The organism is Bradyrhizobium sp. CSS354, assembly GCF_029051725.1.
In the GTDB taxonomy this organism is placed as follows: Bacteria; Pseudomonadota; Alphaproteobacteria; order Rhizobiales; family Xanthobacteraceae; genus Bradyrhizobium.
In genome coordinates, this window is the sequence record NZ_JAACFU010000006.1 from 120,962 (window position 1) to 135,732 (window position 14,771).

Consider the following 14,771-nt stretch of genomic DNA (forward strand, 5'->3'; position numbering starts at 1 on the left):
CGCAGGGTGGCGGCATGCCCCACGCGGGGCAAGCTGCGTGTATCGGTTGCAGTAGGCAGCGCTGCCAGGCGGCGCCGGACCGGGTCGCGCCGAGAAGTTCAAGGATTCCTGTGGCCGTCTGATCCGCCTGCTTCGTGGTCAGCGCGACGGCGTGGCTTGGTACCGATCAGCAGCCCCAGATCGTGAGGACACGGGTGTTCCCGTCGGACCGATGCTCGCTCGGTCAGACATCATGCCGCGTCGCCGCAAATATCATTTCACGGAATTTGGCGCGACGTTCGCTCACTGGCGATGATCGAGTCTTCGTGCATACTTGCGACACACCAAGAGCTCGACAGAAGCTTTGGGAATGATCAGCGTCATGGGAGGACTGCAATGCATTTGACTCGCCGCAGACTGATCCACACCGCGACGATCGCATTCGCGATCGCGTCAGGTATCACCAGCGCAAACGCCCAGAAAAAATACGATACCGGCGCAACTGATGCCACGATAAAGATCGGCAATATCATGCCGTACTCGGGCCCAGCGTCAGCCTACGCCACTATCGGCAAGACCGAAGCCGCCTATTTCAAGAAGATCAACTCAGAAGGTGGCATCAACGGCCGACAGATCGAATTCATCTCCTATGACGATACCTACAGCCCACCGAAGACGGTGGAGCAGGCCCGCAAGTTGGTGGAGAGCGACGAGGTGCTGCTGGTTTTCAATCCACTCGGAACGCCGGGCAACACGGCGATCCAGAAATACATGAATACCAAGAAGGTGCCGCAACTGTTTGTTTCGACAGGTGCCGCCAAATGGAACGATCCGAAGGACCATCCTTGGACAATGGGATGGCAGCCGAGCTATCAGGTTGAGGCGCGGATCTATGCGAAATACATTTTGCAAAATTATCCCGGCAAGACCATCGGCGTCCTCTATCAGAACGACGACTTCGGCAAGGACTATCTGATCGGGCTGAAGGACGGGCTTGGTGATCAGGCCGGCAAGCTGATCGTGGTGGAGGCGCCGTACGAAACCTCCTCACCGACCGTCGACTCGCAGGTCGTGCAAATCAAGGGGGCCAATCCCGACATCTTCTTCAATATCGCGACACCAAAATTTGCCGCCCAGGCCATCAAGAAGGTGTCCGAGCTGAAATGGCATCCGGTCCAGTTTTTGACCAATGTCTCCGGATCGATCGGCGGCGTGATCAAGCCCGCAGGTTACGACAACGCGCAAGGCATTCTCTCAACCGCGTATCTTAAGGATCCCAAGGACGCCGAGTGGAAGAACGATCCGGCAATGAACGAATGGCGTGCTTTCATGACCAAGTGGTATCCCGAGGGCGATCTCGACGATGCCGCCACAGTCTTTGGATACGGCGTCGCCAAGGGACTTGAGCAGGTCTTGCGTCAATGCAAGGACGACCTGACGCGCGAGAACGTGATGAAGCAGGCTGCCAGTCTCGATTTCGAAATTGGCATCTACCTACCGGGCACGCGCATCAAAACCAGCCCGACCGACTTTGCACCGATCGAGCAGCTGCAGATGATGCGGTTCAAGGGTGAGAGCTGGGAGCGCTTCGGGCCTGTCATGAGCGGCGAGAAGGGAGCGTAAAGCTATTTCTCTCCGGCCCGCAATCGTCTGCGCGGGCCGGAGCGTCTGCTACAGGAAGGAACTGCTTGGCAGCTTCATTGCTGTAAAAATGGTCTTACGAACGGGCCGCGCGCTTCCGAAAATTGCCCTGCAGCGGGAGCGGCACCGCCCTTGGCGCCGTCTGCGACATCAACAGTGCCGATGAAATCGAGGCGGCGGTCAAATTTGTGGTCTGCGCCTATGGTTCGGCTCTCGACCTCCTCTTTTCGCGCCTTGCCGGCTCTGTAGGACACTTCAGGAGGCGTTCGCCCTCGCTCGTTCGCGCGCCTCGCGCCGACGTTCCCGGCGTTCGCGCCGCCGCTTGGCTCGGTCAGGGGGCTGCCGCAGCCCAGGACCCCCCTGCGTCGCAGCGATTATCGCGGCCGGAGCCTCCTCGACCAAAGGCGCCTGGATCGGTTCGGCCGCAGCGGGGCGGGCTTCCATGAACTCGAGCACCGCCCGTCCCTTGGCAGTGATCTGCCATCCGCTGCTGATGCGTTCTACCAGCCCATGGGAAAAGATGTCGAGATCGGGCACCCGTGCGGCGAGGCGCTTGGTCCGGTCCGCCCAATCGCGGCCACTGGTCGCCAGGATGGCCCATGTCGCGCTTGAGGTCCTCCATGACAGCGAAGCTATCCGGATAGCTCACGAGGATCTTGAGGACCGTCACCTGGAAGTTCACGCCCCGCTCCGGATCAGCGCCACATCGTCGGCGCACGGGACAGGGCGTCGCGGCCTACCTGCCTGAGGCCATCGAGCGACACCTCGCCTCGGGTGGCGGCCTCCAGGATTTTCGAAGCGACGTGAGTACGTGCCCCGATCTCGCCGTGCGACACGCTTTCGCAAACTTCGTCCAGGACCGCGCGCAAAAGCGCGGTTGTTTCCGCGTCAAACATGGGCGCCCCCAGAGGGAAAACTCCATCCTAGCCCCGTTTTGCCGGCTTAGGGATTCAGGCATGTTAAGCTTTGCGGAAAATGCGCGGAATCTGGCGAACCAGAGGCGGCTGGGATGTGCCGAGAGCTCAGGCCAGCCACTGACCGAAATCTGATGAAGGTGGCCATGGCCATTGGATGGCGGTTAGTCAGGTCCGGCGCCGGCCGCGATCAACTCTTGCCACTGCTCAATTCGGCTGTGAATGTCGTGCCGCCATGAAGAACACCGGTGCCGACGCGAGCTGAATGACGATTGAGAACGCGATCAGCGCGGCCCGCGAATTTTCGTACAGCAGGCCTGCCACGATACTGCCGACGAGCCATCCGACGCCATAGCCGGCGTAGTACAGGCCGAACGCGAAGTTGCGTTTTCCCTCAGGCAGCACCTCTGCAACGATCGCTTTGAGCAGGGTGTCCTGGGTAGCGTAGCCTACACCCCAGAGCAGCATCCCGAAAAGCACAAGCCAGAAGCCCCCGAGAAAGACGAAGGGCGAAAACACTGCCGAGACGCACACCGCGGCGATAACCACCGGCAATCCGAGGCGATCGTAAGCCTTTCCGAATGCCAAATTGGTCAGCACGCCGAAGGCGGTCGAGATCGCGAGCATCACAGGAATCCATTGCTCTGAGGCGATCTTCGTCTTGGAGAGATGATAGGAGATCAGCTCGAAGCTCATGAGGCCGGCGGCGAACAGGGCGCCGGCCAGCATGTAGAGCCAATAGGCCATGCCGAAGTCCTTCGCAGGAGCGGTGCGGCCCTGTTCGAGGCGCGACGGCAGCGGAAAGTTCACCCGCGCGACCACCAGCGCGACGAGTGCGGCCGCAGCCGAGATCGTCAGCAAGGCGTAACCAGCACGGAAGTCCCCCCTCAACAGGAGGACCAACGCGATGATGAGGGGACCGATCGTGGCGCCGATCTCGTCCAGCGCGGTGTTCAGCGCGTACACCCAGCCCTTGCCGAGTTCGCCCGTGGTGTAGGAGAGCATCGCCTCGACCGTGGGCTTCCGTAGCGCCCGTCCGATGCGCTCGGCGAGAACGAGAGCGGCCGCCACCTGCCAGCTTCCGGCGAGCGCCATCGCCGGAACCGCGAAGAGGTTGATGACGTAGCCGACGAAGGTGATCAGCCAGTAGCGCCCCGTGCGGTCCGCCGCGTAGCCGGCCGGGAGGCGCAGGGCGTATCCAAGAAATTCCCCGAGCCCAGCCGTCATGCTGACGACGGCAGCGCTGGCGCCGAGCGTCGCCATGAATGGGCCGTTGATGCTGGCGCCGCCTTCGTAGGTGACGTCGCCGAACAGATTGACGATGCCCGTCGTCATCACGAAGAGAAACGCCGGAGAGCCGAAGTTGCCTGCCTTTCGGGATTGCGCCATCGGCTACTCTCCCTGCGCTACTCGCGAGATGACAAGGCTGGCCGTGGCGCCTAGGCCGATCAGCGCCAGGCCTTTTGGTTCCTCTGTTCGTAGTCCTTGAAGGCCTTCTCAAGCCCGCCCAGAACCTCGGCGGACGTTTCGAACATCGCCTTCAACTGCGGTTCATCAACCTTCTGAATGTCCTCGCGCAGGTGGTTCCTAATGTCCTGGAGCGCCTTCTGCATCTTCTGCGTATGGTGTCGGGGATCGCGGTCTGCCGCATTTGCCATGGTCGGTCTCCTCGCTGCTAAGGCTGCGCCGGGCATAGGAGCGCTCGGCGGGATGGCGAATTAACAGACCGTCGAGAGCGTCGTTCCAATTACGAAATTCGATAAAGACGGCATGAAATACAAGGACTTGCTCACCGGATTCATCAGGCTGCATATTCTGCACCACGCGGCGGAACATGAAGTTTACGGCCAATGGATGATCGAGGAGCTGGCCCGCCACGGCTACAAGCTGAGCCCCGGCACGCTCTACCCGCTGCTTCACGGGATGGAGCGGAAAGGCTACCTGCGGTCTCGCAAGGAGCATCCGGGTCGGACCGCGCGCACGCTCTACCGGGCGACCCCGCTCGGCAAGCGCGGGCTGGCGCTGGCGAAGTTGAGGGTCCTCGAATTCACGGGCGAAGCGCTCAAGAAATAGGTGATCGGTCAGGCGTACGTGATCAGCCCCGCGAAGCCTTCGTCCATATGGTCTTGGTGGTGGCAGTGGAAGAAGGTCGGTCCCGGGTCGTTGGCCACGAAATCGACCTCGGCCGTCGAGTATCTGGGCATGCTGATCGTATCCTTGATCACGCCAGCGGTCGGCTTGTCTCCTACCTTCGTGATCTCGAACGAGTGGCGATGCAGGTGCACGGGATGCTCGTCGCCGCTGCTGTTGTTCAGCACTAGCCGGTATCGCTTGCCCTTGACGATAGTGAACAGCGGATTGGTGTCCGGCCAGGACTTTCCGTTGATTGTCCAGCGGTTGTAGCCGCCCCTTCCGCCCGGGATCTTCTCGAACTTGAGGCCGATGGTCTCGTCCGGCGCAGCGGCCGGCACATCGGAGTGTCCGAATGCGCTGTAGTCCCATTTGGATTGCGCGGGCGTCGACCAACTCGGCTCGCCCCTACGGCCGGCATATTCGACGACCACGCCCATTCCCATCTTGCGGTCCTCGTCTTCCGTCGAGCCGAAGACCCAGACTCCGGGATTGTTCATCTCCACGATCACGTCCGCGCGCTCGGCCACGTCGAGCTTTAGGATGTCCACGGTTGCAGAGGTCGGGACGGCATTGCCGTCGAGCGCAAGCACTCTGAAGCGGTGCCCCGGCAGAGCGAGCGAGATGCCCATGTTGCCGCTCGCGTTGAGCACCCGGAAGAGTACCCGCTCGCCTGTGCGCACGCGGATCGGTTCTCCGTGGCCGAGCATGCGATCGCCGAGGGTCGCTGCGTGATACATGACCTCCAGTCCGTTGTCGGGCGGCGGACCCTTCTTGATGTCCTGCATGCTCACCCAGTGGCCGTCCCAGTGGTGAGCGGCGAGGAGCACCTCCCGGTCATAGCTGCCCGGATCGCCGGCGGCGGGCTCCACGATGAGGAATCCGAACTCGCCCGTGTAGGTGCTCTTGTTGAGATCGGTCATGGCCATCGCGTGGCTGTGGTACCAGCGGGTCCCAGCCGGCTTCGCGACGTATTCGTAGGTCAAGGATTTGCCGGGCTCGATGATCGGCGAGCCTTCTTCCGTCGCTCCATCCTGCTGCGACGGGATCATCAGGCCGTGTGAGTGGATCAGGTTGGGGTAGCCGGAATCGTTCGTGACCTCGATCCGGACGGGCTGACCTTCCTTGACCCGCAGCGCTGGGCCGGGAACGGTCCCGTTGTAGGCCGTCGTCTTGATGACCTTTCCGGGCGCGATCTCCAGCGACATCGGCGCGATTCTGATCTTGTGATCGGCGGTCTCCTTCGGCATTGGCTGAGCATGAACGAGCGGCAGGGTCTTGGCCGTCACGAGCGAGATTGCGCCGGCTTGGGCGCCGCGGAGCAGAGCTCTCCGGCTGATTTGCCGCTGTCTGTACGGGCTGTCTCCGCGTCGATCGATCTTCGTCATGGCTCTATCTCTTTTCGGATGCCCATGAAGTAGCACTGGTCGAACGCCGCGGGACAGCCGAGCGCGCAACCACCGTCAACAAAAGAAGTTGAGCTAGGTAGCCGGCAGTTTCTGGACCAACCGGCCTTTTATCGAAATTCGACAACGCGTAGAACCACATCGAAATGATGAGGGGCGAGAAAAAGTCATGACGGGTGACGCGATCAAGGGCAACGCGGGTACCACCTCGGCTGCCGAAGTGCTCCTGATCTTCCTCAAGTTGGGGCTGACGTGCTTCGGCGGGCCGATCGCCCACATCGGCTACTTCCGCGACGAGTTCGTCGTGAGGCGGAAGTGGATCGACGAGAACGCCTACGCTGACTTGGTCGGGCTGCGCCAATTCCTGCCGGGCCCTGCCAGCAGCCAGGTCGGCTTCTCAATCGGACTGATGCGGGCCGGCTACCTGGGCGCGCTCGCCGCCTGGACCGGCTTCACCCTGCCGTCGGCCACGATCCTGATCCTGTTCGCCTACGGCGCCGGTGCGTTGAGCGGACCGGTCGGCGCCGGCCTGCTGCACGGGCTGAAGCTGACCGCGGTCGCAATCGTGGCGCAGGCGGTCTGGGGCATGGCGCGCAACCTGTGTCCCGACCGCGAGCGTGCGTCGATCGCACTCGTGGCCGCGCTGATCATCCTCTTCAGCACGGCTTCGATCGCCCAAATCGGCGTGATCATCCTCGGCGGACTCGCCGGTGTGTGGCTGTGCCGCAGCCAGATGGCGGCGCCGTCCGGACACGTCGAGATGCCGGTCTCACGGACCGTGGGGCTGATCACCCTCGGGATGTTCTTCGTCCTGCTGGCGGGGCTGCCCGCCCTGCGCAACGTGACCGGATCGCCGGGCGTTGCCCTGTTCGACGCATTCTACCGCTCCGGCGCACTCGTATTCGGCGGCGGTCACGTCGTGCTCCCTCTCCTCCGCGAGGCCTTCGTCGCGCCCGCTTGGCTGAGCGACGACGCTTTTCTCGCCGGCTATGGTGCCGCCCAGGCGGTGCCGGGCCCGCTCTTCACCTTCGCGGCCTACCTCGGCACGGTGGTCTCTCCGGAGCCGCACGGGCTCGCCGGCGCAACGCTCGGCTTGGTCGGAATATTCCTGCCTGGGATTCTGGTTCTGCTCGGCGCCCTGCCGTTCTGGGACTCGTTTCGCAAGCGCGCCGGCGCCCAAGCCATCATGCGCGGCGTCAACGCCGCAGTGGTCGGCGTGCTAGGCGCTGCGCTCTACAATCCCGTTTGGACAACGTCAGTGAAATCCGGTGGCGACTTCGGAATCGCACTCGTTGGTTTTGTCCTGCTCACGGCTTGGCGCTCGCCGCCGCTGATCGTGGTTGCGATCAGTGCGCTCGGCGGCGTCCTGCTCGAGGTAGCGGCCTCATAGCTGGACGGGGCGCGGCCAGATCGGCGACGCTGGCGGACTTCGGTCCCATGTCGTCTTCGGGCCTGATTGCGCCCCAACAGATGCCCATCTTGTTTACGCGGCGCTCCTGCCAATGTGCGAGTTGGACGTTCGAAAATTCCGCGCGCGCACACTTCGGCTTCTGCCCTGCAAAAAGTGCGATCGATTCTATGGGTTTGCAAGGAAGACAGCCCTTAGGCTTGCTTCCGCTGCAATTGGACATTCTCGGAGTACGACACGATCGACGGCAAGAAGGTACCGGTGTGGTTCGCAGTCGATGAGTCGCGCCCCTTCGTCACTTTCGCCGGCATCTGGACGAACTGGACCAGCGTGCGAAAGGGCGAACCGAGGGGGGGCGATATCTGGTTCGCAATCGACGAGACTAGGCCGCTCCTCTGCTTCGTCGGCATCTGGACCGAGTGGACGTCGGTGAGGAAGGTAAAAGAAGGCGAGACCACCAACGACCTCTACGCGTTCCCAACCACGGAGCCGAACGACGAGGTGGGCGCCATCCACCCCAAGGCGATTCCGGTCATCCTGACGACGCCCGACGAAGTCGAGACTTGGATGACCGTGACCGCGGACGAAGCCTTGAAGCTTCAGCGGCCGCTGCCGGACGGGGCGATGCGGATCGTCGGCCGCGGACAAGGAAGATCCTGCCCAAGACATCTGAAAAAGGCTGAAAGACGCGAGGAGCGTCAAGCTGATCTGCTGTCAGCGGAAAATCCCGTCGCGACCTCGTGCAAGCTGGTGACATCTTTGACCTCTAGGCGATCAACGACGCCACAGCGTAGCGGCGACAGCAAAATTCCGACCGGCATGAACTGTGTTGATCCAACGGCAGTGGCGGTTAGTTTCGTGTGGAGTCAACTTCGTACGCCGCTATTGGCCCTCAGCGAAGAGGGGCGGGAGGCGGCCAAGGTCCGGTCTCATAGTTGAACCGGACTTGCGCCATGTGGTCATCGACGCGCGACTTTGGCCCGGGGAGAGCAGCACCTGATCCTCATTGCGGCTCCACCGGAAAAGAGATCGCGTGGGCCGAGTGACGCTCTTCTAAACTAGAGTCGGCTTCGCGCCCAGAACCAGCGCGCCAGCGAGTAATAGAACCAGACGAGACAGGTGGCTTCTGCCACGGTTGACTTGTAATAGCGTCACTGACACCGTCAACCTAAGGACAATTTTTGTCCTCGGGGGCTGCGCGCCTAGCGGCACAGGCGTTTCGATCCGTTCGGCAAGATCACTTCCTATCCTACTCAGCCTCATGGGAGCACTCTGATGGCCAATCCGCTCACGCTCTACATTCCGATCAAGCAGGATCAGACAACGCAAGACGCAGCCCAAGCCGCGCGTAAGCACTTCGTGTCCACGTACACCCCGGCGCTCGACCATTTCGGAAAGGTCCACTACGCGCGCTTCGTGCTGATTCCCAACCACGCCGTGCCCGGAAAGATTCTCGCGATCTGCGTGATGACGTCGTTCGACGGGCCAACGAATCCCTATCTCACGGATTTCTGGAACGATCCCGCCCTTCGGGAGGTATTCGCAGGGCTCGCCAAAATGGCGCTCGCGGATACGTCGATTACGGACTACACCGGATTCGAAAACTTCATCAATGAGAACAATCTCAGCGAGATAGGCGAACTCTATCAGGCTTACAAGTACACCGTCGTGCAGATCAAAGCCGATGTTAAGTATCCGGCGTAAGGCCCGCGCTACGCTGCCTCGCATCAAGGCTGCCGCAAGCGCCGATGACGCAGATCAGAAACGATTTCGTATGACGAACAGCCCCACGCCGCCGTACGAGCCGCGCAATGTGCAGGGCATGATCCTGCGCGGGTATACCCATCGCTATTCGTGCCACATGCTGTTCACGTTCGCGGATCGCAAAGGCGCTACCGATTTCATTCGAGCACTGCTTCCTTATGTTCAATCCGCAGAGGCCTGGAGCAACAAGCCGGAGCGGATGCTCAATATCGGCCTCACCTTCGATGGGGTCTTGACGTTCGAACCCGGGTTCAAGAGTCAATTCCCGACAGAGTTCGAGGCCGGGCCTTGGTCCGCCGACTCGCAACAATCGCTGCATGACACAGGCCCGAGCGATCCGAAAGTGTGGTGGAACGCTACCAAGCAAGCCGTCCACTGCATCGTCCACGTTTATGGATTAACAGCCGAAGCGCTTGGCAGCCTAGTCACGACCGTGTCGCAGGCGGCCGGTACCAACCGCGTGAGCGAAATTCTGCCGCTCAAGCCGGAGCGCGGCCAGAGCGGCCGGCTGGAAGAGTATGCCCCGCTCGAGAACTACATTCATTTCGGCTACAAGGATGGAATCGACAACCCCGGACTCGCATGGCCGGCCGATCCCGCCGTGCCGACTAATCCCGTCAAGAGTGACCCGGGCGACGCCAATAACTTTCTGGTCGGCTATCCCGGGTCAACGTTTCAACCGGGACCGGAAACCGGACGGGCAGGCAGGTTCGCCAAGGACGGATGCTACAACGCCTTCCGCGTGCTCTACCAGGATGTCAGGGCTTTCGATCAATTTCTCGCCGACACCGCGCCGATGGTCGTCGCTGCGATCGGCGGCTCGGAAGATCACGCCAGGGAATGGCTGGCGGCCAAGCTAGTCGGCCGTTGGCGCAACGGCTCTCCGCTCGTTCTGTCGCCCGATGCGCCGGATCAGGCGACATCGGACAAAACCGATTTCCTATACAAGCGCGACGACGGCAATGCGCTGAGATGTCCGTTCTCGGCACATTCCCGCGTGTCGAATCCGCGCGACGAAACGATGTTGCCAACCGGCACGCCGGTGCCGCGCCTGATTCGCCGCGGGGTGCCATATGGCGCACCACCGGTGCCGCCGGATTACGATGGAGAGCGCGGTCTGATCGGCATCTTCCTGTGCGGCGCGCTGGCGGCCCAGTTCGAGAAACTCTATTCGTGGATCAACGTCAACGATTTCAGCAACGCGTATTCTCCGGGTTTCAACACACAGGACGCCTTGCTCGCCAACCGCGGGGCCGCTGGCGATCGATCGTTCACGATCGCGATGCCAATCGGAAACCCGATCAGGATTTTAAGCCTGCCGCAATTCATCGTGACGCGTGGGACGGCGTATTGCCTGCTGCCGAGCATGGAGACCCTGCGAGGCATTGCGGGGCTACTGGAGTAGCAAAGCCAGCCCGCGGGCCGCATTTCGACGACTACAATGAACGCAGCTCCGCCTGCTCCAGCCAGTGCGTCATGCCCATGTTGCGGTACATTGCCGTCGCCACCACAACATGCGACTGTGCCTGCTCGCGTGTGCCGGTTTGCAGGTAGAGCTTGCCAAGACCGCGGTGGCAGTGGGCGACAAGGGGATCCATGCCGAGCCCCTTGGCGAGGGCCAGCGCCTGGCGATAATGGAGCTCGCCGCGCCCGGCATCGAACTGATTGGGGTGGGCTGCGACATCGCCGAGCAAATGCTGTGCATGGGCCGCGAACCCGGGCTGGGACGAACAGAATTCGAGCGCGCGTTCGCCAAGACGCCTCGCCTCGTCGCACCGGCCGAGCAGCAGGGTGGCGCGCGCCAGCACAAAGAAAAACCAGGCGAGATTGGCGAGAACTCCGCCCGCCGCCAGACGCTCGAGAAGTTGCTCGCCCTCTTTGATCCGGCTCACGGCCTGGCTCGTCTCGCCGAGCTGTGCCAGTGGCCAGGCGGAGGAGGCTATCCCCCAGGCGAGGTGAAAGTGGAAATTCCCGGTTCGGGCCACCGCGAGCCAGCGCTCAATCCGCGCGAGCGCGTGACCAAAATCGCCCTTAAGAAGGTGCAGCACGCTCGCGGCGAAGAGCGCCATACTGATGGTAAAGGCATGCCGGGTCGACTCTGCAATGCCGATCGCCTCGGCTTCGTACCTGGCGGCTTCGGCGAACCGTCCGCGCTCGGCGAGACTCATGATCAGGCAACCCCGGTCCCAGACCGACGGCGGTCCGCCAAGTCCGAAAGTCTCGTGGACCCACTCGGCAGGCAATGCGGTAAGGTTGCCGGTGGCGAGTTCACTCACCCGGTCGTACTCACCCCGGGCATGATGCACCTGCACGAGAAGGCTCGTGGTGACAATGCGAAGTCTCAAATCGTCGAGGCGCGCGGCGACCTCCAGCGCGCGGGATCCAGCCGCGAGCGCCTCGTCCAGTTCGCCGCACAGCGAGTGGGCGACCGTCACGAACCCGTAGACCCGGCCGCGCCGGCTGTCGTCGTTCAGCCGCTCGGCGAGAGCCTCGGCCTCGCGCAGGCACTCCCACATCTGCGGGCTTCTGCCAAGTTCGAGCAGCACGGGACGCAGTTCGAGACGGAGATCGCAGCCCTGCTCCAACGTGGACTGGCTCTCCGGCAGCGCTTGGAGGAGGCTCCGCGCCCGCTCAAAAGAGCTAACGGCCTCGCGATTAGCCGAGCGCGCGCGTGCGAGCCGGCCCGCCTTGAGCCAATAGACGATCGCCTCGCTGGCACGCCCGGCCTCGGTGAAATGATGGGCGACAACCTCAGGCAGGGTTTCGGCCAGCGCTGAAAACCGTTCGATCAGGGCTGCGGCGATGCTCGCATGCAACGGCTGCCGCCGGCTTCTCACCATCGTGGCGTAGGCGGCGTCCTGTACCAGCGCGTGCTTGAACAGGTAGATCACCTCCGGCGGCGTTCCGCGCCGAGAGATGAGGCCGGCTCCGGTCAGCCGGCCAAGTGCCGCGTCGAGATCCATCGGAGCCAAAGCAGACACAGCCGCGATCAATTTGTGCGAGAACTCCCGTCCGATCGCGGCGCCGATCTGGGCGACATCCCTGACCGAGGGGAGGCGATCGAGGCGCGCCACCAGCGAGGCCTGTAGTGTTGTTGGAACGGCGAGCTCCGGAAGCGGCCCGTCGAGCGCGTAACCGTCGGCCGATTGACGGAGAGCTCCGCTCTCGAGCAGCGCGCTGGTCAGCTCCTCGATGAACAGTGGCACGCCGTCGGCGCGCGCAAGGACCTGCTCGACGACCGCGTCGGGCAGCGGCCTGTCCCGGGCGATTCCCGCGATGATAGCGGCACTGTCGCGACGGCTGAGCCGGTTCAAGGGCAGCATCGACACATGCGGCTCCCCGACCCAACCCGGCTGCAGCTCCGGCCGGACGGTGACGACCAGCAGCACGGGCAGGCCGGCGGCGCGGGCAACCATTCGGTCGAGCAAATCCTGCGATGTCGGATCGATCCAGTGGGCGTCCTCGAACAAGATGAGCGCACGGCCCTGCGCTGCTGCGCCGTCAAGCTGGTCGAGCAGGGCGGCGAGAGTCATCTCTCGCTTCTGCTGGGGGCTGACCGCGACCGCCGGATAGCGCTCGTCGGCCGGTACCCCCAACAGTTCGGCAATGAGGGCCACGTCGCGCGGCAGATTTTTCGACGTCGGCCTGAGCATCGCCTCCAATTTATCGAGCTTCGCGGTGGAGTCGCCGCCCGGTTCGAATCTCGCGGCCAGCTCGAGCTGCGCAATGAACGGGTAGAGCGGACTGTGCGTATGGTGCGGAGAGCAAGAATAGCGAAGGCAAGCTCGCGGCTCGCCCTCGAGCTTGTCCAGCAGGCTTTCAGCGATGCGCGACTTGCCGATGCCGGGCTCGCCGGACAGCAGTACGACCCTCCCTTCACCGAGCTTGGACTGATCCCAACGGCGGAGCAGCAGGTCGATCTCCTCCTGCCGGCCAACGAGTGCTGACTGCGCGCTGGCGCGACGCGCCTCGAAGCGGCTGACACCCGCGGTCTCGCCGCGCACCTGCCACGCCTCGACCGGTTGCGACAGCCCCTCCACCTCGATCGCAGCAAGCGCACGGCAATCGAACATCCGCCCCACCAGCCGGTGCGTGCTGGCCGCAATGACGACCTCGCCTGCCGGTGCGATGGCCTGCAGCCGCGCCGCCAGGTTTGGCGTCCCGCCGATCGCGACGCGCTTCGCTGTTTCGCCGGTCCCCAGTTGCTCGCCGACGACCACTAGCCCGGTGGCGATGCCGACGCGCAGCTGCAGTGGCACGCGGGAATCAGCCTTCAGCTTGCGAACCGCATCGAGGATGGCAAGACCGGCGCGCACCGCCTGCTCGGTGTCGTGCTCGTCAGCCGCCGGATAGCCGAAATAGATGAGCACGCCATCGCCAAGGTACTGGGCAACAAATCCGCCGAATTGCGACACAGCTTCGTCGATCACCCTGTGGAAAGACGTGATCACATCGAGCATGTCCTCGGGGTCGAGACGTGCCGAAATCGCCATCGAATCGACGATGTTGCACGCCATGATAGTGAGCTGCCGTCGCTCGGAGCTGCCGGAGTCGACCGTTCCCGCAGACGATGCCGCATCGCTCCGCGCGGCGGGATTTCCGGCCTTCAGCTCCTGTGCGGGATCGATCTTATCGGCAAAGGGCGCCGCGACCGACAGCCGGTCGGGCTGCGCCAGCGCGGACCTGGCGGCCTCTTTGACAGCGGGCGAACTGGCCGGCGGCGATCTGCTGCGCAGTTCGGCGATCAGCGACCTGGTTGCCGCATCCGGCTCCGTATTCAACTCGTGTTTGAGCAGTGCGACGAGGTCCTGGTAGTGCTTGAGTGCTTCGGGCTTGCGTCCCGTGGCGGCGAGCGCCTGTACGATCAGCCGATGGGCGTCCTCACGCAGGTTGTTGAGCGCGACGGCACGCTGCCCGGCCTTCAGAGCGCGTTCGGCGCGACCGGCGGCCAATTCCTGTTCACCGAGCCCGATCATGGCACCGAGCGCGAGCTCCAGTAACCTCTCGCGTTCACCCGTGAGCCATTCGTTCCAGCCCTCTTCGCCGACAATCACGTCGTCGACCAACTGTCCCTGGTAGAGATCAGCTGCCGCACCCAATGCATCACGACTGCCCTCACGGACCAGGGCCTCGAACCGGCCGACATCGGATTGGATGAAGGCCGCATTGAGCGATACGACCTCGCCGTCGCTCTCCAAAACGTCCTGGCCGAGCACCTTGCGCAGCCGGAAGAGTGCCTGGCGCAGGTTCTGTTTGGCCTGCGCGTCGAAATGCGAGCCCCACAACAGAGCCGTCAGCTTCTCACGTGGCTGCGGCCGGGGCGCCGTGCAGGCCAGATAGGCCAATAAGCCCGCCAGCTTCTTGCTCGGCAGGTCAACCACGCCATCCGGTCCGGTCAGCTCGAAGCGTCCCAGCAGTGAAAGATCAAATCTAGGGCGAGGTACGCCGTCCATCGTTCCATCCGCAGGATTCGCAACGAAGCGCATCTTACATTTTTCACGGCCCTCCGAAGAAAAATAACGGCCTTGT

General features: G+C 63.0%; 10 protein-coding genes and 2 pseudogenes. 6 read left to right on the forward strand and 6 right to left on the reverse strand.

Annotated elements, in window-relative coordinates; translation table 11 throughout:
* Window positions 1–375: 375 nt before the first annotated feature.
* Window positions 376–1,602 carry an ABC transporter substrate-binding protein gene (locus GWG67_RS16255; RefSeq protein ID WP_275170666.1) on the forward strand — a complete coding sequence of 409 codons (1,227 nt, stop codon included), beginning with the start codon at window positions 376–378 and terminating at the stop codon, window positions 1,600–1,602.
* A gap of 273 nt (window positions 1,603–1,875) precedes the next feature.
* On the opposite strand, the pseudogene GWG67_RS16260 reads toward GWG67_RS16255, so the two are convergent.
* From GWG67_RS16260 to GWG67_RS16275, 4 genes and pseudogenes are all read right to left on the reverse strand, one after another.
* A pseudogene (locus GWG67_RS16260) lies at window positions 1,876–2,302 on the reverse strand (hypothetical protein).
* A 13-nt stretch (window positions 2,303–2,315) separates the two neighbouring features.
* The gene (locus GWG67_RS16265; protein ID WP_275170295.1) at window positions 2,316–2,516 is read right to left on the reverse strand and encodes a hypothetical protein; all 201 of its coding nucleotides are present in this window, start codon (window positions 2,514–2,516) and stop codon (window positions 2,316–2,318) included.
* A 225-nt stretch (window positions 2,517–2,741) separates the two neighbouring features.
* Window positions 2,742–3,923 (reverse strand): MFS transporter, encoded by a 1,182-nt coding sequence (locus GWG67_RS16270; protein ID WP_275170296.1) that lies wholly within the window; start codon window positions 3,921–3,923, stop codon window positions 2,742–2,744.
* Window positions 3,924–3,982: 59 nt separating this feature from the next.
* Window positions 3,983–4,192 carry a hypothetical protein gene (locus GWG67_RS16275; protein WP_275170297.1) on the reverse strand — a complete coding sequence of 70 codons (210 nt, stop codon included), beginning with the start codon at window positions 4,190–4,192 and terminating at the stop codon, window positions 3,983–3,985.
* 112 nt (window positions 4,193–4,304) lie between these two features.
* Between GWG67_RS16275 and GWG67_RS16280 the strand changes: the two genes are divergently transcribed.
* The gene (locus tag GWG67_RS16280) at window positions 4,305–4,607 is read left to right on the forward strand and encodes a PadR family transcriptional regulator (RefSeq protein ID WP_275170298.1); all 303 of its coding nucleotides are present in this window, start codon (window positions 4,305–4,307) and stop codon (window positions 4,605–4,607) included.
* Window positions 4,608–4,615: 8 nt separating this feature from the next.
* Here GWG67_RS16280 and GWG67_RS16285 read toward each other — a convergent pair whose 3' ends face one another.
* Window positions 4,616–6,052 carry a multicopper oxidase family protein gene (locus tag GWG67_RS16285; RefSeq protein ID WP_275170299.1) on the reverse strand — a complete coding sequence of 479 codons (1,437 nt, stop codon included), beginning with the start codon at window positions 6,050–6,052 and terminating at the stop codon, window positions 4,616–4,618.
* A 187-nt stretch (window positions 6,053–6,239) separates the two neighbouring features.
* Here GWG67_RS16285 and chrA point away from each other — a divergent pair, with 187 nt between their 5' ends.
* The 4 genes and pseudogenes from chrA (at window position 6,240) to GWG67_RS16305 (ending at window position 10,647) form a co-directional block, all read left to right on the forward strand.
* Complete coding sequence (gene chrA, locus GWG67_RS16290; RefSeq protein WP_275170300.1) at window positions 6,240–7,460, forward strand: chromate efflux transporter; 1,221 nt, start codon at window positions 6,240–6,242, stop codon at window positions 7,458–7,460.
* A 237-nt stretch (window positions 7,461–7,697) separates the two neighbouring features.
* A pseudogene (locus GWG67_RS16295) lies at window positions 7,698–8,151 on the forward strand (SOS response-associated peptidase family protein); the annotation flags it as partial.
* Window positions 8,152–8,753: 602 nt separating this feature from the next.
* Entirely contained in the window at window positions 8,754–9,182 is a 429-nt protein-coding gene (locus GWG67_RS16300) for a hypothetical protein (RefSeq protein WP_275170301.1), read from the forward strand.
* A complete protein-coding gene (locus tag GWG67_RS16305; RefSeq protein WP_275170302.1) occupies window positions 9,163–10,647 on the forward strand; it encodes a hypothetical protein in 1,485 nt (494 codons plus the stop codon). Before GWG67_RS16300 ends, GWG67_RS16305 begins: the two co-directional genes overlap by 20 nt.
* A gap of 31 nt (window positions 10,648–10,678) precedes the next feature.
* On the opposite strand, the gene GWG67_RS16310 is transcribed toward GWG67_RS16305, so the two are convergent.
* A complete protein-coding gene (locus GWG67_RS16310; RefSeq protein ID WP_275170303.1) occupies window positions 10,679–14,695 on the reverse strand; it encodes a BTAD domain-containing putative transcriptional regulator in 4,017 nt (1,338 codons plus the stop codon).
* Window positions 14,696–14,771 lie beyond the last annotated feature (76 nt).

Bases quoted from the DNA above. Each gene is read 5' to 3' on its own strand.
- GWG67_RS16255 (WP_275170666.1), top strand. From the start codon at position 376: ATGCATTTGACTCGCCGCAGACTGATCCACACCGCGACGATCGCATTC.
- GWG67_RS16265 (WP_275170295.1), bottom strand. From the start codon at position 2,516: ATGTTTGACGCGGAAACAACCGCGCTTTTGCGCGCGGTCCTGGACGAA.
- GWG67_RS16270 (WP_275170296.1), bottom strand. From the start codon at position 3,923: ATGGCGCAATCCCGAAAGGCAGGCAACTTCGGCTCTCCGGCGTTTCTC.
- GWG67_RS16275 (WP_275170297.1), bottom strand. From the start codon at position 4,192: ATGGCAAATGCGGCAGACCGCGATCCCCGACACCATACGCAGAAGATG.
- GWG67_RS16280 (WP_275170298.1), top strand. From the start codon at position 4,305: ATGAAATACAAGGACTTGCTCACCGGATTCATCAGGCTGCATATTCTG.
- GWG67_RS16285 (WP_275170299.1), bottom strand. From the start codon at position 6,052: ATGACGAAGATCGATCGACGCGGAGACAGCCCGTACAGACAGCGGCAA.
- chrA (WP_275170300.1), top strand. From the start codon at position 6,240: ATGACGGGTGACGCGATCAAGGGCAACGCGGGTACCACCTCGGCTGCC.
- GWG67_RS16300 (WP_275170301.1), top strand. From the start codon at position 8,754: ATGGCCAATCCGCTCACGCTCTACATTCCGATCAAGCAGGATCAGACA.
- GWG67_RS16305 (WP_275170302.1), top strand. From the start codon at position 9,163: ATGTTAAGTATCCGGCGTAAGGCCCGCGCTACGCTGCCTCGCATCAAG.
- GWG67_RS16310 (WP_275170303.1), bottom strand. From the start codon at position 14,695: ATGGACGGCGTACCTCGCCCTAGATTTGATCTTTCACTGCTGGGACGC.